Consider the following 20852-nt stretch of genomic DNA (forward strand, 5'->3'; position numbering starts at 1 on the left):
ATGGAAGTTATCTTATTAGAAAAAGTGAGAAATTTAGGTAACCTAGGTGATAAAGTTCACGTAAAATCTGGTTATGGCCGTAACTACTTAATTCCACAAAACAAAGCTGTATTTGCTACACCTACAAATGTAGAGATGTTTGAACAACGTCGTTCTGAGCTTGAGAAAAAAGCGCAACAGTCTTTCTCTGCTGCTGAACAACGTGCCGCTAAGTTAAATGATGTTGTTTTAGCTATTAATGCAATGGCTAGTGACGAAGGAAAGCTTTACGGTTCTGTTGGCGTTAACGAAATCAAAGACGCTTTAGTTGCAAAAGGCATTGAAGTAAGCAAGCGTGAAATCGTTATGCCAGAAGGTCCTTTACATTCAATCGGTAATTTCGTTGTTGAAGTTCATGTTCACAGTGATGTTATTGCTAATCTACAAGTTGAAATTTCTCCAGCAAAATAAGCTAATTTCAAATAGTAGTACATTTGTCGCGTAATATGTAGGCTGGGCTGTAAAGCCCAGCAAATAGGACTTGCGCTACACTGGAAGCTGGGTTTCACAGCCCAGCCTACACTCAGCGATCAATCCCGCAAATCATTATCCTCCATTAGAAGAATGCAATTCAGAACTTGGCGATGTTACGTTTTCTTCCTTATTATAAGGTTCTCTGTGAGAAAACAGCATTTGTGGATGGCTTCCGTATTTACCGTTCCAACGCTTAGAATGCCCCTTTCCTGCATCCTGAGGACTTAGGACGGTTATAATATGATCTTGATACTTTAAACAATGTTTAATAATTGCTGCTTGATTATCAGGTTGCAATTGCAATTGTTCATCCACATTTACTGCTTCATTCAACCAGGGATCACAGATAGTTGCCTGTTTGCCCCATGTTTTGAGATCTGTGGGGGTCGATTTTACTAACCGATTAAGAACAATAAAGCTGTGGTCTCCTTTATCTTTTCCCATCATGCCTAGTGCTTCGTACCGTATGGGGAATATGGGTTGATATTCGGCAAGAAACATAAAAACCAAGACAACGTACTCCATACAATTACCCACACCGTGTTTAACCGCATTTTTGGCTATGTTTTCAATAAGCTCCATTTTTGATATGAGTTTACCATCTTTATGGTAGATTTTTTTATCGCGAGGAGTTAGTTGCCCTTTAAGCTCATCCAGAATACTTTGTAGGGTATAGACAGACATTTCACCATTAGATTTTTGAATCGTAAAGGGTTGAGTAATAGGAATATCTATATTGGGATCAAGATTTAATGCAGCAAGTTGTTTAGTAAAAGTGTTGCCACTGCAGCGAGCAAGCAATAACAATATTATTTTTTTATAAGTATTCCCACCTGGACGATTGACTGAGAAGGGGATTAATGCCCTTGCCTTGTTTACAAAATGCTTAGCAATATCTAATAAATATTTTTTTTCATCGTTCTCTAGCGCGCTTATTTGAGTTTGTAGGCCATTACAAACACTGTGTTGTTTTAATATATTTAAAACTTCAAGAGCATGTTGACGAGCAGTATAAGTATAAACACTTAGAGCCGTTTTAAGCACGGATTCGGTAATTAATGCATTATTATTAAGTAGAAACAGGACTGCATCGCACGAACTTCGGACTATAGCTTTGGATAACGGGGATTGACCTTTTTTATCTTTATCATAAATCCAGTTAGGATTTTGGTTAGTCCAGAACTGAGCCATCTTAACATCAGTACCATCCCAGCATTCTGGATGATAGCTGGCTAATAAATGTAAATTAGCATCGATTAGGTGAATTTTTTTACCAAACCTAGGGGTTGCTTTGATACCTGCATTATTCAGCACATTTGTATAAGCCGCTAACTCATCTTGCGTTGGTGTCTGCGCAAATTGAATATGAATAAATGCGGGTAGAGTTGCATCTAATTCGAAGTCTTGTGTACCTAACCATTTACTGAGTACGCATTTTGCTTGTTTTATTAATTTATTTTGGACTTGTTCTTCCAAATTAATCCATGAACTTCTAATACTTCTGTCAAACACGTGCACACCTCAAAATCACTTTACATGTGGCTAATTAATGCAAAAAAATTCAATAATAATTCACTTCGGTCTTTGTTCAAGTTTTCGTGATGTGATAATTACATCATGTTACAGAGGATGATAGTTTAGCAAATCATCCTCTGTAACATTTTGATTATCAGTAGGCGAATAGCTAATATCACTGGGGTATTGCCATCTGCAGGGTTTTTTCTGGAATAGAAATAGAGGCAATGAGATGCTTCCTAATAAACATTGAATAATGTTTATTAGGCTCATCTAATACATAGGATTGTGCTAATTCGAATCTTCTTTGGTCAGAAATAGTTGAGTCTGATAAGGATTTTCGTATTTGCTGTGTTTTAGATGTTGAAAAGGTAGTAAAGGATTGAGAGGCTCGATAATATTTATCAAATTCTTTAAAATCCTCAGGACTACAATGAGCGTAATTCTTTATTAATTCAACTACTTCTGAGTGATATTCCTCGCCAGCTAAAGTTATAAGGTTTTCTAATTTTACTGACAGCAAGAGCATACGACTTAATTGCTGTTTCTTGGTGATGTCTTCTTGGGGACATTCTTTCAGAAATCTCAATAAAGTAGTTACTTTGGTGTCTTTTTCTTGTTCTGATAATTGGCTCAAAATTTCTGAAAAAGGAACCGCCTTTGTTTTAACTCGTAACCCTCTTGCAATTTGAGCAACGCCATCTAAAAGTGGTTTTTGCATTGTAGTTACATTAAAGGGTTGATGTGCTTCTGTTGTTTGTAAGCCTGTGACATCAACAAATTCGGCGATACCCACATCAGAATCACCTTTAATGTCTTGAGTTATATTTTTAATTTGTTCTGCATCCAACGACCCCAGGTCGAGATGATAACAATGCAATTGTTGTTGGAAATTCAAAGTGCCTCGCTTGCCATAAATTAGATTCGTTTGCAGGTGGCGAAACATAGCTTGGGGAACATGCTCTGCAATAACATCTACCATCAAATGGCTTTCTTCTTCCATTTCTTTTAAAGCAGTATAAACTAGACCATGATCTTTATCCCTACGTCCTCCCGGAGTTAATACGTGCTTATCTGCAGCACTATCCTTTATTCCTCTTGGCTTATTAAGTGTCACTAAGAGAAAATTTTTTTCCTCATGTTCATAGGTTACATAAATACAAGCATTTTGGTAAAGTTTTTGATCAAAAAGAGCGGTATCTATAATATCTGGATCCAAATAACAACGAGTCTTTGGTGAAATTGCCGGCTCAAGCTTACACATAAGCGCTGCAGTAACCTCGTTGTTTTTATAGTCATTAGCATATTGATCCACCGTGTCAGGGCTGACTAAAGGCATATTTGTCTCCAGAAGTTATTAAGCCGTAGAGGCTTGAACTCAGTTAGATTTGCGCAATTTTAAATCAAGATGATAATCTAATGCAATGATTAATTGATTTTATTTCTTATCGATTGGCATTAAGATGGGGAGGGCTTTGAAGTGAAGCAATTGAGCGCACTAGAGAAAATATATTTTATAAACAGACAATAAAGCAAAAATGCTATTTAATACAGCCCAAATATATGCTGGGCGTCGACCTCTGTAACCGCTGTAATAAGAGTAGATTGCAATAAAGCTACTTCCCGTACCAAATATCCATTGCTGATCATAGGCAAATCCCACTGAAAGCAGGGCAATGCCACAAATACCAAATAGTAAAAAGATACTACTTTCTTTAGCCAAGAATAAATAAAAAATTAAAAGTTGCACACATAATAAAATTGGTAGGGCAAGTTGAGTATATCTTCCACTACCGAATACAATAGCTAAATGCCCTGCAATGAGAATAAGCTCCAGAGCAACATAAAAAAAAGTTTATAATGAATTGCCGTGCCGAGCAGAGCGATGCCGCCAATTATATAATAGGGTTGAGGGGGCCACTGTGTTGTTCCATAAAGAACAACAAGTGCCCCGATAATGCCTAGGAGCAAATATTTATTTTCATAAATATTAGTCATGAATCACCATTTGAGATAAATACCCTTATTAACTGATTCTTGAATGATTGCATTTTGAGATTTATTGAATGCAACCCAGTAATTACCCATATTACTCAACGCAAAACGTACACGTGGGTATTGGCATACATCTAAAACAGTGTGGCAGTCGACAAGTACGGTTGCTTCACCTTCGTGTTTATAACACTTAAAGTTCAAATTTTTAACATCTGATGCAAAAGCTCCCCAGCTCATTGGATCAAAAGTTGCATGCAATGGGGGACTCATAAATGCTTCATCAGAAGCTTGGTGTTCCATTTCAATTGATGTATTTGAATGGTTCTGGATTAGATAATAAGCTTGTTTTCCAGTCTCGTTTAGTACTAAAAAATTTTGATTATAACCAAAGCCAGTAACCTCACATCCTCTAGGAAATGAGCCAACAGCGTGAGCGCTGCTCATTAAAATACTAGACAAAACAATGGGCGTACTAATACAGCTGAACCGTGACATAATTACCTCTATAAGCAAATTTGGGTGCTATTTTAATCATAAAAAAACCAAAGTCTATTGGAAAATAAAAAATATGTCCAAGATACATCAAATGTTAATTGGCGTAGTCAGATTGCCTGCGACTAATAGTACTTAATGAATTCGCTTCGTTCATTGTCTCCAGGATTACGCTACGCTGCATCCAAGCAATTTTAAATGGAGCCTGGATGAAGCGTAGCGTAATCTGGAACGTTATGCGCGTTTTCTTAGTAAGAGTGACTGGTTGCAAGCAACCAGGCTACGCTAGTTAAATTTAATCCTTACTTGCTGCAATTTTTGCTTTTATCATTGGATAATAAGTCCGATAAAAACTTAAGTACAAGTACATGGCAACATAAGCCATTGATAGACTAAGCCAAACATTATTCGTGTTTGGATAGTTAATCAGTAGGCAAATAGAGCTGATCCCATAAATAATCGAGCAACAATGCATCAACATTTTTAATACTCTAGAATCAGTCAGATAATCCAATCTAGAAGGATAAACATATTTTACAGGTACAAAAATCAAAATTGAAAGTATGGCCAAGATGAGCGCGTTGGCTGTAGCTGATGTATTAAAAAGAATCATATAGAAAATCGTAATATTCCAATAACAAGGGAACCCTTTAAAGAAGTGGTCCGGTGTTTTGGCATCTGATTGGCAAAATTGATAAGACGAAGTGATCGTAACTGCCGCGATAATTAGTACGGAGTAATCTTGTGGCAGCATATCTGGCTTAACTAACAAGAAAAAGCAGGGGGTGATTACATAGTTCACGTAATCAACGATATTATCCAGTAAAGCACCATCAATTTTGGGCAATACATTTTTGATATTAACTTGACGCGCAAGGCTTCCATCGACTGCATCAATGAACACTGTAATTGCCATGAGCCATAGTGCAAAAATGTATTGGTGGTGATATATCTTTTCTAGAGTAAAAACGCCAATGCAAGCGGCACTTGCAGTAAATAAATGCACCGACCATGCTGCTAAATATTGCATTGGTGGGAACTGTGGTTTGCTTAAGCTCATTAATTATCCTAGTGTTAATGAATGTTAATTTAAGTAGGCTTGCTTCTGCTCTACTATTAATGACCGAAGTATAACCGGCGCGATTAACATCATGATTTATTACTGTTGTTTTTTGTATAACATCCATAGAATATAAAAATAGTATCAATAATCAAAAGTAGTGCGCAAGAAAAGTTGTTAACTTTAACGAAATATAAAATTTCATAGGGTGATTTTGATGAAAATTCAAACTATAAATCCGGCAACTGAAAAAGTGATTGAATCTTATGAGTGTCTGGATGAGTCGATGAGCCATGAGCGAGTTACCACAGGAGACCAGGCTTTTCGTAAATGGAAGTTAACAACTTTTACTGAGCGAAAGAAATTGATGTTGAAATTGGCGCAAATACTCAAAGCGCAAAAAGAAGAGCTGGCGGTTTTAATGGCTACAGAAATGGGCAAACCAATTACTGCTGGCCAAGCAGAAATTGATAAATGTGCCTGGGTATGTGAACACTATGCAGAACATGCCGAAACTTACTTGGCTCCGAGAGTCATTCAAACAGAAATGAAAAAAGCAAAAGTATGTCATCTGCCTCTGGGAGTTGTTTTTGCCATTATGCCTTGGAATTTTCCTTTTTGGCAGGTATTCCGCTTTGCCGCACCGACAATTATGGCGGGTAATGCTGCTATTTTAAAACATGCACCCATTTCATCTGGAACCGGGAATAAAATAGAACAGCTATTTAAAGACGCCGGATTTCCTGAACATTTATTTCAACACCTTATTGTTGATAATGAGGTGGCGGCACAGATTATTGCTCATCCCAAGGTTGTGGCTGTTACATTAACAGGAAGTGAGCGGGCTGGCATGGCTGTTGCCGCTCAAGCGGGGGCATTTTTAAAGAAAGCTGTATTAGAGTTAGGGGGAAGTGATCCTTATGTGGTACTCGAAGACGCTGATTTAGATTTAGCCGCGCGCTGTATTGTGAACTCACGACTTAATAATTCAGGCCAGGTATGTATTGCTGCCAAGCGTATTCTAGTTTTAAGTTCAATTGAAAAAGAACTTACAGAAAAGATTAGTCAGCAGATGCAATTATTTAAAATGGGGGATCCTTTGGACGTGGAAACCAAGCTTGGACCTCTTGCTCGAGCTGACCTGCGTGTTACAGTGCATAAACAAGTAGAAAAATCGCTTAAACAGGGTGCTAAATTATTGTGTGGTGGTATAATTCCCGAAGGTCAAGGATTTTATTATCCGCCAACGTTACTTACAAATGTAACGCCAGGCATGCCGGCTTTTGATGAAGAGCTATTTGGACCTGTTATTTCTGTTATTTCAACGGAAAGTGAACAGGAAGCAATAGCTTATGCAAATCAAAGTCAATATGGTTTAGGCGCTGCAGTATTTACACGTGATTTGGAGAAAGGTGAGCGTATTGCTGCGTATGAAATAGATGTAGGTGTCTGTTTTGTCAATGCAATGGTTGTCTCAGATCCACGATTGCCTTTTGGTGGAATAAAGCATTCAGGTTATGGGCGCGAATTGTCGAAAGAGGGCATCTTAGAATTTGTGAATACCAAAACCGTAGGAATTAGTGATTCGTAATAATTAAAATAATAGTTGCTGTAAACTAGGGGCGAGCACATCGTTCCTAAAAGGCAAAACTGACGGGGTAAGCAATGTCATATAAATTTGAAGAGGGTAAAGGGGTATTAATCGAAGCTATTGTCGATAGAATTAAAAATTCTATGACAGGTGAACAAGCTGAATTTTGTGCCGAATTTGCCAAGCAATTATATGGAACTGTCGCCATGGAAGACCTGAGCGCATGGGAACTAGATGATCTTTATGGCGCTGTAGCAAATTTTTGGTCACTTCTTAGTGAACGCAAACCACATGAGACCAAAATTCGCATTTATAACCCAGATTTTGAACGCCATGGTTGGCAAACAACGCATACCGTAATAGAAGTTGTTTGTGATGACATGCCTTTTCTAGTTGATTCTATTCGCTTAGTTATTCATCGCATGGGCTTAGCATCTCATTTGAGCATTCATATGGGGGGGATTCGTGTTAAGCGTGATCAAAATAATCATATCTCCGCTATTTTACCGCGCGATCATACAGGTGATGAGAGCGGTGTAATCCATGAAGCTCCAATATTCCTAGAAATTGATCGTCAAACTGATCCTAAAGTCCTCCAAGAATTACATGATCGCTGCTTGCACGCCCTTGAAGATAATCGAGTTGTTTTCGAAGACTGGGAAAAAATGCGTTCTGAAGTTCGTGAAGCTGTTTTAGAAATAGATAAAGTTTCTTCAGTCCTTGATGCTGGAGAAGTTGCCGAAACAAAGGCTTTCTTACAATGGATAGAGGATCACCATTTTACTTTCTTAGGTATAAGAGATTATGAATTAGTAAAAAAAGGAAGCGAAACCTTATTACAAGCAATTCCTGAAACAGGTCTTGGTGTGTTACGAGAAAGCGTGACTAAATCAATGACGCGCAGTATCTCTGCAATGGCTCCTGAAGCTCGCGAATTTACTTTATCACCACGTATTTTAGTTATGTCTAAAACGAATACTTTAGCAAGTGTTCATCGTGATGCGTATACTGATTATATTGGTATTAAGCGTTTTGATGCTCAGGGCAATGTTATTGGCGAGCGGCGAATCATTGGTCTTTATACTTCAGCTGCATACCATACGAATCCTACTCAAATTCCTTTCCTGCGCCGTAAGGTTGCAGTGATTATGGAAAACTCTCAATTGAAGCCACGTAGCCACGCCGCTAAAGTTTTATTAAATATTCTTGAGACTTTGCCGCGCGATGACTTAATTCAAGGTACTGAAGAAGAGCTGTTAGAAATAGCAATGGGTATCTTTTATATGCAAGACAGAAAGCGAATTCGCTTGTTTGCACGTATGGACGTATATCGTCGCTTTGTTTCTTGTTTGGTTTATGTGCCTAAAGAGCGTGTAAATACTGAACTAAGAATGGCAATGAAGCGAATTCTAGAAACGAGCTTTAATGCCGTTGATACAAACTATACGACTTTGTTTACTGAGTCAGTTCTTGCACGCATTCATTTCATTATCAAAATTGATCCTGAGAATTGCCCTGATTATGATTTCAAAGAAATCGAAATGAAACTGATTGAGGCCGGACGCTCTTGGACCGATGACTTGCAATATAATTTGTATGAAGCTTATGGTGAGGAGCAAGCAAATAGTTTATTTGCACGTTATCGCAGTGCTTTCCCTGCAGCATATTGTGAAAACTTTACTGCTAGAACGGCAGTTTATGATATTAAACATATTGAAATGCTGACCCCAGAAAATCCTTTAGGAATTAATTTCTATCGTGCATTGGATGAGTCAGAAAATAACTTTAGATTAAAAGTTTATCATCATGATGCAACTATTCCTTTATCAGATGTGTTGCCTATTTTAGAAAACCTTGGTTTACGCGCAATTACTGAGCGTCCATACGCATTAAAATTTGATGATGGCAAAGTGACTTGGGTTAATGATTTTGCTATTCAATACAATAAAGATGGTAGTGTAATTGAGCTGGATGATATTAAAGAATTATTCCAGAATGCTTTTGCCAAAGTATGGTTTAGTAATGCAGAAAATGATGGTTTTAACCAATTAGTATTAGCTGCTGGCCTTGATTGGCGTGAGGTTGCAATTTTACGTACTTATGCCAAGTATTTTAAACAAATGGGCTTCACTTTTAGCCAGGAATATATGGAAAGGGCGTTAAATAATAACGTTAGCATTGCAAAAAAACTGGTTCGATTATTTGAGATACGTAGTAACCCTGCCGAGGAAAATGCTCTTCGTGAACAGCGTTTTACCGAACTGTCTGAAGAAATTTTAGCGGATTTAGATTCAGTATCGAACCTTGATGAAGACAAGATTATCCGCCAATACATCCATGCGATTGCTGCTACGCTTCGTACTAACTTCTATCAGGTTGATAAGCAAGGTCAGCCTAAAGACTACATTTCAATCAAATTAAACAGCAAAACAATACCTGGTTTGCCAAAGCCTTACCCACTATTTGAAATCTTTGTTTATTCCCCACGTCTTGAAGGGGTTCATTTACGTTGTGGTAAAGTAGCTCGTGGAGGATTGCGTTGGTCTGATCGCCGAGAAGATTTCCGTACTGAGATTCTTGGTTTGATGAAGGCACAACAAGTAAAGAACTCCGTTATTGTACCTTCTGGCGCTAAAGGTGGTTTTGTACCTAAAAATTTACCTGTTAATGGTAGTCGCGAAGATATCATGGCTGAGGGTATTGCTTGCTACCAAATTTTTATCCGTGGTCTGTTAGATGTTACTGATAATTATGTTGAGAATAGCGTGGTTAAGCCTGATCATGTGGTGTGCCATGATGAAGATGATCCGTACTTAGTTGTTGCTGCGGACAAAGGTACTGCCACATTCTCCGATTTAGCGAATGCGATTTCTTTAGAATATGGTTTCTGGCTGGGTGATGCTTTTGCCTCCGGTGGTTCTGTTGGTTATGACCATAAGAAGATGGGTATTACTGCTAAAGGTGCTTGGGAATCAGTAAAACGTCATTTCTATGAATTAGATATAGACATTCAAAATAATGATTTTACCGTTGTCGGTATTGGTGATATGGCAGGAGACGTGTTTGGGAATGGAATGCTGTTGTCGAAGCATATCAAACTTGTAGGTGCCTTTAACCACATTCATATTTTCATTGACCCCGATCCAAATGCGGAACTTAGTTTTAAAGAAAGAGAGCGTTTGTTTAACTTGCCACGTTCTAATTGGACTGATTATGATAAAAAACTCATCTCCAAAGGTGGTGGTGTATTTAATCGTAATGCTAAATCAATTCCAGTCAGTAAAGAAATGCAAGAGCTTTTTGGCATTAAACAGGCTGAAATCGAACCAAATGATTTAATTAAAACGATTCTAAAAGCTAAGGTTGATTTACTTTGGAGTGGTGGTATTGGGACTTATGTAAAAGCAAGTTCTGAATCCAATTTGAATGTAGGAGATCGTGCTAACGATTCGACTCGCGTTAACGCCAAGCAATTGCGTTGTAAGGTAATTGGTGAAGGTGGCAACTTAGGCCTAACTCAATTAGCACGTATGGAATATTCGCTAGGTGGTGGCCTGGTTTATACTGACTTCATTGATAACTCAGGCGGTGTAAATTGTTCTGACAAAGAAGTAAATATCAAGATCTTACTAAACGGTATTGTCGCCGTTGGTGATTTGACACCTAAGCAAAGAAATGAATTGCTTAGTGATATGACGGATGATGTTGCTAAATTAGTGCTTCGTGATAACTTCTTGCAAACACGTGCGATTAGTTTATCTGCTTCACAGGCAATGCAGGCGTTGGAATTACAAGGTCGTTACATTAAAGAATTAGAGAGAACTGGAAAAATAGATCGTAATCTTGAGTTCTTACCTGATGACAAAGCATTGCAAGAACGTAAGTTAATGGGACAAGGTCTTGGCCGTCCTGGCATTGCTGTGTTGATGTGCTACAGCAAGTCAATTTTAAAAGAGCAGATACTGGCTTCCGGGGTTCCTGAAGAAAGTTATATGGAACAGTTTCTGATTAATTCGTTCCCCAAACAACTTCAAGAGCGGTTTAGCAAGCAAATGCAAGACCATCCGCTGAAGAGAGAAATTATTGCAACTAAGTTAAGTAATATCATTGTAAATGAAATGGGCTTTACTTACGTTTACAGATTACAAGATGAGACTGGTGCGCCTGTTTCTGCGATTGTTAGAGCGTATATGATTACGCGTACAGTGCTTAATTTAGAGTCCATTTGGAAGCAGATCGAGGACCTAGGTACGCAAATCAGTGCGAAACGACAAATTGAAATGATGATGTTTTATGTTCGACTTTCAAGACGTATTACCCGTTGGTTCTTACGTACACAACGTAAAACAATGGATATCAGTGAGGTCGTAAAGTTATATTCACAAGGAATGAAAGAGCTGAAAATGTCTATTCCTTCTATTCTTAACGAAGAACGTAGAGGTCGATACGAAGAACACTATCAAGAGTTAATTAAAGAAGGTATTCCTGGAGGCTTAGCACATGAGCTTACTGTAGCTCGATGGCTGTTCTCTGCGACTGATATCATTGAAATTGCGAGTAAGCGTGATATGAAAGTATCGCAAGTTGCTGAAGTTTACTTTGGTATAGGGGAGTTCTTGGATCTCGCTTGGATAAGAAAGCAAATCATCATGCATCCAACGGATAACCATTGGGAGTCTTTATCTAGAGAAGCATTACGTGATGACTTGGATTGGCAACAGCGACAGTTAACGGATGGTTTACTGAACTACGATGGCGCTAATACCGATTTACAAGAACGTTTGACGTCCTGGGGAGATGCTCATACGGCGTTGATTGAGCGTTGGCACTTTATTTTATCAGACTTAAAAGCAAGTACTGTGTTGAACTATACGATGTTTTTTGTTGCGATAAGAGAGTTGCTGGATTTGACTCAGACGACATTACAGTCGTATTCCGAAGTAGAGATAGCATAATAAAAAAGCGCGCGTAGGTCGGGCCCATGGCCCGACATTTCTTCTTGAGTAATTTATTTTACGATGAGGAACTTCGGGCCATGAACCCGACCTACGCTACTTGCAACCAGATTTTATTAAAAAGATACTTCTTCTAACTGCACAGCGTTTTTATGACCTTCCAATAGCACTAATGGCTCAATCCCTTTAAGCTCGCTAACTGCAATTAAATAACGTCCTGCCCCCAATATCGAATAATCAACTAATTCTCCTAACTCCGAACCAGTAGCCTCATGCACTAACTTTTGTCCAGAATAAATATCTTCATCAGTTGCGATTGAATAAATACTTAATTGATGCTTTAAGGTCGACTTGTAATGCATACGGGCAATAATTTCTTGTCCTTTATAACAGCCCTTATTAAAACTAAGATATGGTGTCTGATGTAAATCCAGACGATGAGGCAAAAATAAGCCGCGCGACTCGGGATAAATTTCAAGTTGCCGTTGAGCAAGCCTTAAGCTGTGCCAAGTTAAAGAACCTAATAATTGCCGTTGTTCAGCAAAGCGTTTAGAAACTGTCTCAGCAAAAGCGGGTTCACCGATAAAAATGTAAAAACTATTACCTAAATGAAAACAACAATAGCCTGCACCAATGGTTAATGCATAAAGGTTATTAGGAAAAAAATGAGACTCAGGAACTATATCTTGAGGATTTTGTAAATAAAATCCAAGAACAGTTAACTCATTGTTTTCTTTAAGACTGACTCGTGAAAGCATTGCTGTCTTATTTAAGGAGTTAATCGTTGCTTCTAATAAGTCTTTAGGAAGCATTAATTTCATTCCTTTCCAATCTAATATGTCCATCAAGGTAAGGATGCGGCCTTTGAGATTGCACTGAGCTCCTTGAATCATTTGTATGTCCGAAATTGAATTGACATCACAAGTGAGTTGGCCTTGCAGAAATTCACCAGCCTTGTCTCCAACAACATCGAGCATACCTAAATAAGATAAATCAAATAAATAATTCTTTTCAGGGTGGAGTTTTAGCTCTGTTTCAATGGGGCCAAAAGTGGTTAAGGTTCTATGGTTAATTAAGTGACTAAAAGTAGTGTTCATCATAGATAAGCGTTTCCGATTTCAAAGACAGTAGTGTATCATTTGCGGGTTCATTAAATCATTAAGAGATTTACAATGTTGGATGCACGTGAAAAAGCAAGATTAGCATGGCACTGTCGCCGCGGAATGCTAGAGCTGGATTTAATACTGCAGCGTTTTTTAGAACATGGTCTTGATAAGCTATCAGCGGATGAGGTTAACGTGTTTGATTCTCTATTGAGCTGTACTGATCCCGAGCTTTATGCATGGTTAATGGGGCAAATCGATCCTGAGGATGACGAGTTAAAAGCAATTGTTACACTTATCCGAAATCAACATTAAAGTTGGGACATCTGAGATTTATTTCCGATTGGTTTTGGTAATCAGTTTATTAACCACGGGTTTGATCTTTTACTCCGCGCTTTATTTTTCTGTAAAACTTATTCTGACTGGCTTTATTTTGGCTATGCTCCGGTTGGATTGGTTACATAAACAGCCGAGGAATGGCATTAAAGAAATTCAATTCAGGGCTAACAAATGGACTTTGATTTTAAATAACAATGAACAACAGGATTATCAGGATGCTCAAGTCCTTCTTCATAATGTTCTGTTCCAACTAATTCAATTTACTGATTTAACGCAAAAAAAGCATGTTATTCTCTTTATGGATCAAATTTCAGAAAATCAATTTCGACAATTACATTTAAAACTTCTTTAGAGGGGAATGAATTTTTATTGAACAGTTCGTGTCCTTTTATGGTACAATATACTCATTTTGTATCCTAAGAGATGTAGCCATGGGAATTGAATCAAAACAAGGTAAGGCAGTTGTGCATGTAGGACTTGACGATGTGTCTTATACCCAATTAGATAAAATCTATCCAAAAAGTCAACTATTCCATGTTGGTTCCTACAAAGCATATATGGGGGGTGTTTCTGGTTACTGGAATGATTTAAATAAAGGTATTTCCCCACATCGAATTGAGGACTCTGATCAGTTTGCTTTTTTTACAAAGACAGATTCGCCCCGTGATAATGATTCCTCTTGGAAAATTCATTTAAGTATTCATCCGAGTGATCTTAGTAGAGCGTGGGATTTAATTTATCCTATTCTTATGGAAGAAAATGTTCCCTGTTTTAAAACAACACGCAATGTTGTATCCCAAGCTATGTATATTGCAATGAAGGACGCTGATACAAGTACTGACTCTCTTACGGCAGCGGAAAAAGCTCAATCATTGCGTGATATCATTCGTGTATTTAATGGAATGCAAATCACTGTTTATATTCCTGAAGGAAAGGAGCGTGAATACAATGAGCTTTTGGAACGGATAGAACCAATACTCTATCAGGCCGGTATTCGTCCAGGGGTAATTGATAAAAGTGACCGAGCTTTGGGATTGTACAGTTCTGTGCGTAATGAGGGCGTAAAATATACAGCACACAACAACGTGTCAGGCTATAAAGTTGCTGAGCTGCAGGATCCTTTTCATGCTCTTGGTGTTGAATGGAAGAAGGTCAAAATAAATTGGGGTGGTTTAGATTATGCACGGCATGTGAACAAAGCCAAAGGGTTGGTTTTGCAAATGCTTGATGCTGAAGCGAAATATAAAAGTGGAATGCACACGAAGAATGAGTTTCAGCAGATTTATGACGTTGCAATGGAGTACTTTCAGCGCTGGCATACTTTTATGGGAAAGGCTGCGCCGGAAGATTTGGCAACGTTAGCCGCTCGAGATCAAGACGGGTTCTTGGAGTTAAAGGAATGGATTGATCGAGGATACGAATTCTTGCCACCAATAAGAAAACATAATGTGAAAAAGGTCAAAGAGGCAGAAGATGTTCTAGCCAGATCCCCACGTGTTGATACTTTATCATTAAAGACGGTGCATTTACTTAAAAGAACGAAGGCACATTTTGCTTTAAACGAGGGAGTAGTTGTTAAACCACAAGTTGATGATGTAGTTGAGCCAGTAGAAAAACCAAAGTTAGAGAAAGAGTCTTCTGTTAAAGCGCTTCAGGAATTAAAGGCTTTTAGAAAAGAATCATTTAGCGATCCTCTCTTAAAGCTTAAGCTGGAAGAGGTAATTAACAAGCCTAAAGCATCAAATACCAGCAAATCATCAGCGCGAGTATTTTGGGGGATGTTTGATGGTTTATTGATAGGTGGCGCCTTGGGTTTAGCGCTCAGCATAGCGTTTGCCCCTTGGGCTTTAGTGATATGCCTTAGCTTAAGTGCTGGCGGAATGGTGATTGGTGGGGGGATTGGGCATTTTACAGCTCCATCCAGTTCGGATGTTGAGAAACAGCCTTTTATCCAGAAAAAAGCGGTTGAAGTTAAAGCAGAACAAGCTACTTCTCCCCATAAGTCATCAAAGGGGTTAGGCTTTTTTGATAATGACGTGGTAGACGATGGGCATCAGATAGTTGTTCAGCCTACAGATAGTATCCAGTTAGTTCAATAAAATTATTAAGCGAAGCCTGGTTGCTTGCAACCAGGCCACACTCGCAAAATTAATCTGCGGCTTGATAGCTGTATCTATAAGCAATGCCCCATCCAGATGACAATTTAACAAACTAATTTCTCTAAATGATATATACTAAATCATAACGGACAAATAAAAATCCAATTTCGCACAATGGAATGAAAAGAAAGAGGGTGTAATGAATCGAAATGTTTCTTATAGTGACGAAGAACTCGTAAACTTAGCACAGCAAGGGAATCAGGATGCATATAATCTATTGTTTACGCGCTATCATAATAAGGTACAGCAAATTATTTATTTTCACATCAATGACCAAACCTATGTAAATGATTTAGCACAAGAAGTTTTATTTAAGGTTTTCCGTTATCTCCATTATTTCAAAGAAGAAAGCCAATTTTCCACATGGCTTTATCGTATTACGCAAAATACTATTAAAAATCATTATCGTACGGCAAGTACTCGTAGCGATTTGGAAACTGAATTTGAAGAGAACCAAACTCATTCCATGACCCATCAATCTCCAGAATACGCATTAATAACTATTGAGTTCGGAGAACAACTGGAGTTAGCTATATCTATGCTCTCTGAAGAATTACGAGCATGCTATGGTATGCATATTTTTGATGGTCAAACCTATGAGGATATCGCTAAAAAGATGGATTGTCCCATAGGAACTGTTCGCTCCCGCATTTTTAGAGCCAGAAAATTATTAATGGCCTCAATCGAAAATTTTGTTTAATACCAGGAATGGTTTAAAATAAGCCACGCTAAATTACGACATAAAGGGTATCATTATGCCAGACATGTTTAAAACACGTTTAAGTTCTTGTAATACGAGGCTTGATGGATTTTTTCAAGGATTGATTTTGAACGAAAAACTTAACCTTCAGATACAAGCAATTAAGCTCCATTACCACAGTATGATGCTTAATGCAGGTGAAAAAAAAGAACGTGTGATTCATATGTATGAGTTTTTTATTGATACTCTGTATCGGGTTGAAGCTAATAAAATCACGCTAAGCGATGCAATACAGCGCATTGAGCAAAAGGCTACGGCAAGAGAAAATGAAATTTTTTGGAATAATGGTTTTAATGGGCTATCACTAGCTGCTTTAGTCCTTTTAGCAACGGCAGCTTATCTATCTCTTTATGTGATAGTTGCTTCATGTTTTCCCATACAACCGATTGTTGGTTTTGCAATGCTTGTTTTTGCTTCGGGATTATTTGTTGAGCAGATGAATAAGCTTTTTAGCGAATATATTGATTTTGAAGTTTCTGCTCCGATTAAAGATGAATGCAAGCGCGAGGTTAGTGTTATGTCATTTTTTAAGCCAACTTCGGTTGAAACACCATCAACATTTAATGTGGAGAGCCCACAAGTTGATGTTTCTTTATAGCTGAATAAGCTGTTTTTAGAAACATTTTTAAATTCTAGCTCAGATATACTAAATAAATCATCCGCTATTAAAAAAACATATGTTAACATAGCTGCATTTATCTGAATCCTAATAAGAACTATGCTGGAAAGTGATCGCTTAATCAGTACCCAAAGCATTGCCTCGGAAGAAGCTATTGATCGCGCTATTAGACCGCTAAGCCTTCGTGAATACATTGGCCAAGAGGCGGTGAGTTTGCAAATGCAAATTTTTATTGATGCGGCAAAAAAACGCAGAGACGCACTGGATCATGTACTAATTTTTGGCCCGCCGGGACTAGGCAAAACAACATTGGCTAATATTATTGCGCATGAAATGGGTGTAAATCTTCGCCAAACCTCTGGTCCTGTTATTGAACGGGCAGGGGATATCGCTGCAATATTAACGAACTTGCAAGAAAATGATGTATTGTTTATCGATGAGATTCATCGTTTAAGCCCAGTTATCGAAGAAATCCTTTATCCGGCAATGGAAGACTATAAACTGGATATCATGATTGGTGAAGGACCTGCCGCGCGCTCTATAAAATTAGAGTTACCTCCTTTTACTTTGGTTGGTGCTACAACACGCGCAGGTTTACTTACCTCACCATTACGAGATCGATTTGGCATCGTACAACGATTGGAATATTATTCCGTCGACTCCTTATCACAAATTGTGTCACGTTCAGCGCAATTATTAAATGTTAAGACTGAACAGGAAGGAGCACGAGAAATTGCAATGCGCTCACGAGGTACGCCTCGTATTGCTAATCGTTTATTACGACGTGTCCGGGACTATGCTGAAGTGAAAGGCGGGGGAATAATTAGTTTAGATATTGCCCAAAGAGCTTTAGAGATGCTTGATGTAGATCAGCATGGATTTGATCTGATGGACAGAAAACTTTTAATGTCAGTTATTGAGCAATTTAATGGCGGTCCTGTTGGGGTAGACAGTATTGCTGCTGCAATTGGTGAAGAAAAAGGGACAATTGAGGATGTTTTAGAGCCATTTTTAATACAACAAGGATTCCTTATGCGCACACCACGAGGTAGAATAGCAACACCTCGGGCTTATCAGCATTTTGGTTTAAGTATGGCTGCACAGGAATAATCCATGAATCAGGAAACGATTTATCAATATAATATACGTGTGTATACCGAAGACGTGGATTATATGGGTATTGTGTATCATGCAAATTACCTGTGTTATTTTGAACGTGCTCGAACTGAAATGTTGCGTCAAGATAATGTAATTCTTAGTGATTTAGCAAAAACTGATACGCTTTTTGCAATTACTGAGATTAATATCCGATATCTTGCTCCAGCACGATTAGATGACTTGTTAAGCATTACTACTAAATTAGGAAAGTCAGGAGCTTGTAGTTTTGAATTTGAACAGGAAATGAAAAGCCAGCAGGAAAAACTGCTGTGTAAAGCACAAATTAAAGTAGTCTGTGTTGACGGAAATTTAAGACCGAAACGATTTCCAGGTAAATAAAAGATAATAGGGCACGTCATTACAATGGCGTTCTTTGAAAACTAATTAAAAATAAAGATCTTGGTAGCGGAGACAAAAAAAGATGGGTAGTCAGGCAAATGTATTAATGTATTTTATGCAGGCAGGGTTAGTAGTTAAATCAGTGATGATGTTGCTCGCCGTTGCGTCCATTACTTCTTGGACATTGATTTTTCAAAGAGCCTGGTTTTTTAACCGTAAAAAGCAAATGACCGAAGCCTTTAGCCGAAGATTTTGGGACAGTGGCGATTTGAGCCGCCTTTATGCAGATATTGATAGTAATGCCGATGAACGACAAGGCATGGCGGCAATTTTTCATGCAGGATTTAAAGAATTTGTGCGCGCTAGAAAACAAGGGCAAGTGGTTTTAGAACCTATTCAGCGTGTAATGCAAATTAGTCATGCCAAAGAAGCTGAGAAATTAGAACAGCATTTACCGTTTTTTGCCTCGGTTGGCTCCATTTCACCTTACATTGGATTATTTGGTACGGTTTGGGGGATTATGACCTCCTTCCAAGCATTAGGACATGCACAACAGGCGACCATTGCAATGGTTGCTCCAGGTATTTCTGAAGCTCTGGTTGCAACGGCTTTAGGATTATTCACGGCAATACCTGCAGTTATTGCATACAACCGATATTCAACTCGTGCTAATGGTTTATTGGATCGATTTGAATTGTTTCAGGAAGAATTGATATCACTTATAGAGCAACAAAACAATAATACTGTAAGAGGATAAAGTTCAAAATGATCAAAGCAAAGACCAAACGTGAACGTCCCATATCTGAGATTAACGTTGTTCCTTACATTGACGTAATGTTAGTTCTGCTGGTTATTTTTATGATTACAGCTCCAATGCTGAGTCAAGGCGTGACCGTTGATCTACCTAAAGCGGCAAGCCAGAATTTGGCACCTACAGATAGAGAGCCGATTATTGTTTCAGTAAATCAAGAAGGTACTTATTTTCTTAATATCAGCAGTACGCCGGCAGATCCTATTGATCCACAAGCGTTAACGGTTCGTGTTGCTGCTGAATTAGAATTAGCAAAGCAGTCAAATCAGAAGCTAAATGTATTAGTTAAGGGAGACCAAGGCGTCGCTTACGGTAAAGTAGTTCAAGCCATGGCTTTATTAAAGCAAGCAGGCGCTGAGCAAGTAGGATTACTGACTGATGACACAACACCCAATCAATCAGAGGGGCAAGCATGATAAATCCTAGTTACCGTAATGCTTTTTTTATAGCGATTGGTTTGCATCTTTTTTTAATCGTGATGCTCCTGTCTGATAATTCAAGCGAACGTCCAGTATTAACTGCCGAAGCTAAAAACGAACCAGGAATCGATCAACCTCTTGCAGCGACGCCACCGCCACAGCAAGAAGTTGTTAAAGCGGTAAGTGTTGATAATAAGCAAGTGATGGAGACGGTTAATCGTTTAAAGCAAGAGCGTGAGCAGCAAAAACGAGCCGAACAGAATCGTCAACGTGAACTGAACCGACAGCTCGAGGCGGCCAAACAACAACGCATCAAAGAGCAGCAACAGCTTGCACGCTTGAAAGAAGAAGCTAATAGAATTGCAATTGCTCGTAAGAAGCAGGCAGAAGAAGAGAAAAAACGGCTTAAACAGATGGCTGAACAAAAAGCATTGGAAGCCAAACACATTGAAGAGTTAAAGAAACAAAAAGAAGAGTTGGTAAAACAACAGAAGCTTGAAACCAAAAAGCTCGAAGAGCTTAATAAGAAAAAACTTGTCGAAAAAGCGCAGGTTGAAAAGCAAAGGGCCGAAAATGCCAAAGCAGAAGCTGATGCTAAAGCGGCAAAAGAGCTTGCTGATAAAGAGCGTATAGCTAAAGAAAAATCAGATCTTGCCAAAGCGGAAGCAGAGCGCAAGAGACAAGCTCAAGCTACGGCTGCTCAAAATGCGGAACGTGATGCTCGAATTGCAGGAGAGGTGGATAAGTATAAAGCATTGATTGTGAATGCTATCGGTAGAAATTGGATTCTACCTGAAAATGTAGACAGCACTTTATCCAGCCAGTTTAGAATACGTTTAGCTCCAGATGGAGCTGTATTGGAAGTTACTTTAACACGCAGCAGTGGCGATCCACTTCTTGATCGCTCAGCACAAACAGCAATTCGCAAGGCGTCACCACTTCCTGTACCTACAGATGCAACGACGTTTAATATGTTCCGCGATATTAGTTTAACCGTTCGTCCACAACAAGTTAGAGGATAAAA

18 protein-coding genes are annotated in these 20852 nt (G+C 38.5%); 13 read left to right on the forward strand and 5 right to left on the reverse strand.

Going from position 1 to position 20852, the window contains the following annotated elements:
- The gene (gene rplI / locus J2N86_RS07700) at positions 1 to 450 is read left to right on the forward strand and encodes a 50S ribosomal protein L9 (protein ID WP_252578764.1); all 450 of its coding nucleotides are present in this window, start codon (positions 1 to 3) and stop codon (positions 448 to 450) included.
- 135 nt (positions 451 to 585) lie between these two features.
- Here rplI and J2N86_RS07705 read toward each other — a convergent pair whose 3' ends face one another.
- The 4 genes from J2N86_RS07705 to pcsA all read right to left on the reverse strand — a co-directional run bounded on the left by J2N86_RS07705 (position 586) and on the right by pcsA (position 5575).
- A complete protein-coding gene (locus J2N86_RS07705) occupies positions 586 to 2025 on the reverse strand; it encodes a hypothetical protein (RefSeq protein WP_252578765.1) in 1440 nt (479 codons plus the stop codon).
- 178 nt (positions 2026 to 2203) lie between these two features.
- Positions 2204 to 3367, reverse strand: a complete 1164-nt coding sequence (locus tag J2N86_RS07710) for a hypothetical protein (RefSeq protein WP_252578766.1) — start codon at positions 3365 to 3367, stop codon at positions 2204 to 2206.
- 662 nt (positions 3368 to 4029) lie between these two features.
- A complete protein-coding gene (locus J2N86_RS07715; protein WP_252578768.1) occupies positions 4030 to 4518 on the reverse strand; it encodes an enhanced entry protein EnhB in 489 nt (162 codons plus the stop codon).
- 292 nt (positions 4519 to 4810) lie between these two features.
- Complete coding sequence (pcsA, locus tag J2N86_RS07720) at positions 4811 to 5575, reverse strand: phosphatidylcholine synthase (RefSeq protein ID WP_252578769.1); 765 nt, start codon at positions 5573 to 5575, stop codon at positions 4811 to 4813.
- A 217-nt stretch (positions 5576 to 5792) separates the two neighbouring features.
- Between pcsA and J2N86_RS07725 the strand changes: the two genes are divergently transcribed.
- Together J2N86_RS07725 and J2N86_RS07730 are read left to right on the forward strand one after the other, a co-directional pair.
- Positions 5793 to 7166, forward strand: coding sequence for an NAD-dependent succinate-semialdehyde dehydrogenase (locus J2N86_RS07725; RefSeq protein WP_252578771.1), 1374 nt, complete (start codon positions 5793 to 5795; stop codon positions 7164 to 7166).
- 74 nt (positions 7167 to 7240) lie between these two features.
- Entirely contained in the window at positions 7241 to 12121 is a 4881-nt protein-coding gene (locus J2N86_RS07730; RefSeq protein WP_252578772.1) for an NAD-glutamate dehydrogenase, read from the forward strand.
- A gap of 116 nt (positions 12122 to 12237) precedes the next feature.
- On the opposite strand, the gene ygfZ is transcribed toward J2N86_RS07730, so the two are convergent.
- Positions 12238 to 13218, reverse strand: coding sequence for a CAF17-like 4Fe-4S cluster assembly/insertion protein YgfZ (ygfZ, locus tag J2N86_RS07735; RefSeq protein WP_252582415.1), 981 nt, complete (start codon positions 13216 to 13218; stop codon positions 12238 to 12240).
- Positions 13219 to 13296: 78 nt separating this feature from the next.
- Between ygfZ and J2N86_RS07740 the strand changes: the two genes are divergently transcribed.
- From J2N86_RS07740 to tolA, 10 genes are all read left to right on the forward strand, one after another.
- Positions 13297 to 13539 carry an FAD assembly factor SdhE gene (locus tag J2N86_RS07740; RefSeq protein ID WP_252582416.1) on the forward strand — a complete coding sequence of 81 codons (243 nt, stop codon included), beginning with the start codon at positions 13297 to 13299 and terminating at the stop codon, positions 13537 to 13539.
- A gap of 61 nt (positions 13540 to 13600) precedes the next feature.
- Complete coding sequence (locus tag J2N86_RS16170; RefSeq protein WP_407658988.1) at positions 13601 to 13915, forward strand: hypothetical protein; 315 nt, start codon at positions 13601 to 13603, stop codon at positions 13913 to 13915.
- A 79-nt stretch (positions 13916 to 13994) separates the two neighbouring features.
- Entirely contained in the window at positions 13995 to 15662 is a 1668-nt protein-coding gene (locus J2N86_RS07750) for a hypothetical protein (RefSeq protein ID WP_252578775.1), read from the forward strand.
- Positions 15663 to 15861: 199 nt separating this feature from the next.
- Entirely contained in the window at positions 15862 to 16422 is a 561-nt protein-coding gene (locus tag J2N86_RS07755; protein ID WP_252578777.1) for a sigma-70 family RNA polymerase sigma factor, read from the forward strand.
- A 127-nt stretch (positions 16423 to 16549) separates the two neighbouring features.
- A complete protein-coding gene (locus tag J2N86_RS07760; RefSeq protein ID WP_252578779.1) occupies positions 16550 to 17080 on the forward strand; it encodes a DUF5638 domain-containing protein in 531 nt (176 codons plus the stop codon).
- Positions 17081 to 17200: 120 nt separating this feature from the next.
- Complete coding sequence (ruvB, locus tag J2N86_RS07765) at positions 17201 to 18211, forward strand: Holliday junction branch migration DNA helicase RuvB (protein WP_252578781.1); 1011 nt, start codon at positions 17201 to 17203, stop codon at positions 18209 to 18211.
- Positions 18212 to 18214: 3 nt separating this feature from the next.
- Positions 18215 to 18598, forward strand: coding sequence for a YbgC/FadM family acyl-CoA thioesterase (locus J2N86_RS07770; protein WP_252578783.1), 384 nt, complete (start codon positions 18215 to 18217; stop codon positions 18596 to 18598).
- Positions 18599 to 18680: 82 nt separating this feature from the next.
- A complete protein-coding gene (gene tolQ / locus J2N86_RS07775) occupies positions 18681 to 19355 on the forward strand; it encodes a protein TolQ (RefSeq protein WP_252578785.1) in 675 nt (224 codons plus the stop codon).
- An 8-nt stretch (positions 19356 to 19363) separates the two neighbouring features.
- Positions 19364 to 19825, forward strand: coding sequence for a protein TolR (tolR, locus tag J2N86_RS07780; RefSeq protein WP_252578787.1), 462 nt, complete (start codon positions 19364 to 19366; stop codon positions 19823 to 19825).
- Positions 19822 to 20850 carry a cell envelope integrity protein TolA gene (tolA, locus tag J2N86_RS07785; RefSeq protein ID WP_252578789.1) on the forward strand — a complete coding sequence of 343 codons (1029 nt, stop codon included), beginning with the start codon at positions 19822 to 19824 and terminating at the stop codon, positions 20848 to 20850. Before tolR ends, tolA begins: the two co-directional genes overlap by 4 nt.
- Positions 20851 to 20852 lie beyond the last annotated feature (2 nt).

This window comes from Legionella lytica, assembly GCF_023921225.1.
Classification (GTDB): Bacteria; Pseudomonadota; Gammaproteobacteria; order Legionellales; family Legionellaceae; genus Legionella; species Legionella lytica.

Excerpts from the sequence above, each read along its gene's own strand:
- tolR (WP_252578787.1), top strand. The coding sequence starts at position 19,364 with ATGATCAAAGCAAAGACCAAACGTGAACGTCCCATATCTGAGATTAAC.
- tolA (WP_252578789.1), top strand. The coding sequence starts at position 19,822 with ATGATAAATCCTAGTTACCGTAATGCTTTTTTTATAGCGATTGGTTTG.
- J2N86_RS07730 (WP_252578772.1), top strand. The coding sequence starts at position 7,241 with ATGTCATATAAATTTGAAGAGGGTAAAGGGGTATTAATCGAAGCTATT.
- J2N86_RS07715 (WP_252578768.1), bottom strand. The coding sequence starts at position 4,518 with ATGTCACGGTTCAGCTGTATTAGTACGCCCATTGTTTTGTCTAGTATT.
- ygfZ (WP_252582415.1), bottom strand. The coding sequence starts at position 13,218 with ATGAACACTACTTTTAGTCACTTAATTAACCATAGAACCTTAACCACT.
- ruvB (WP_252578781.1), top strand. The coding sequence starts at position 17,201 with ATGCTGGAAAGTGATCGCTTAATCAGTACCCAAAGCATTGCCTCGGAA.
- rplI (WP_252578764.1), top strand. The coding sequence starts at position 1 with ATGGAAGTTATCTTATTAGAAAAAGTGAGAAATTTAGGTAACCTAGGT.
- tolQ (WP_252578785.1), top strand. The coding sequence starts at position 18,681 with ATGGGTAGTCAGGCAAATGTATTAATGTATTTTATGCAGGCAGGGTTA.
- pcsA (WP_252578769.1), bottom strand. The coding sequence starts at position 5,575 with ATGAGCTTAAGCAAACCACAGTTCCCACCAATGCAATATTTAGCAGCA.
- J2N86_RS07755 (WP_252578777.1), top strand. The coding sequence starts at position 15,862 with ATGAATCGAAATGTTTCTTATAGTGACGAAGAACTCGTAAACTTAGCA.
- J2N86_RS07725 (WP_252578771.1), top strand. The coding sequence starts at position 5,793 with ATGAAAATTCAAACTATAAATCCGGCAACTGAAAAAGTGATTGAATCT.
- J2N86_RS07770 (WP_252578783.1), top strand. The coding sequence starts at position 18,215 with ATGAATCAGGAAACGATTTATCAATATAATATACGTGTGTATACCGAA.
- J2N86_RS07710 (WP_252578766.1), bottom strand. The coding sequence starts at position 3,367 with ATGCCTTTAGTCAGCCCTGACACGGTGGATCAATATGCTAATGACTAT.
- J2N86_RS07750 (WP_252578775.1), top strand. The coding sequence starts at position 13,995 with ATGGGAATTGAATCAAAACAAGGTAAGGCAGTTGTGCATGTAGGACTT.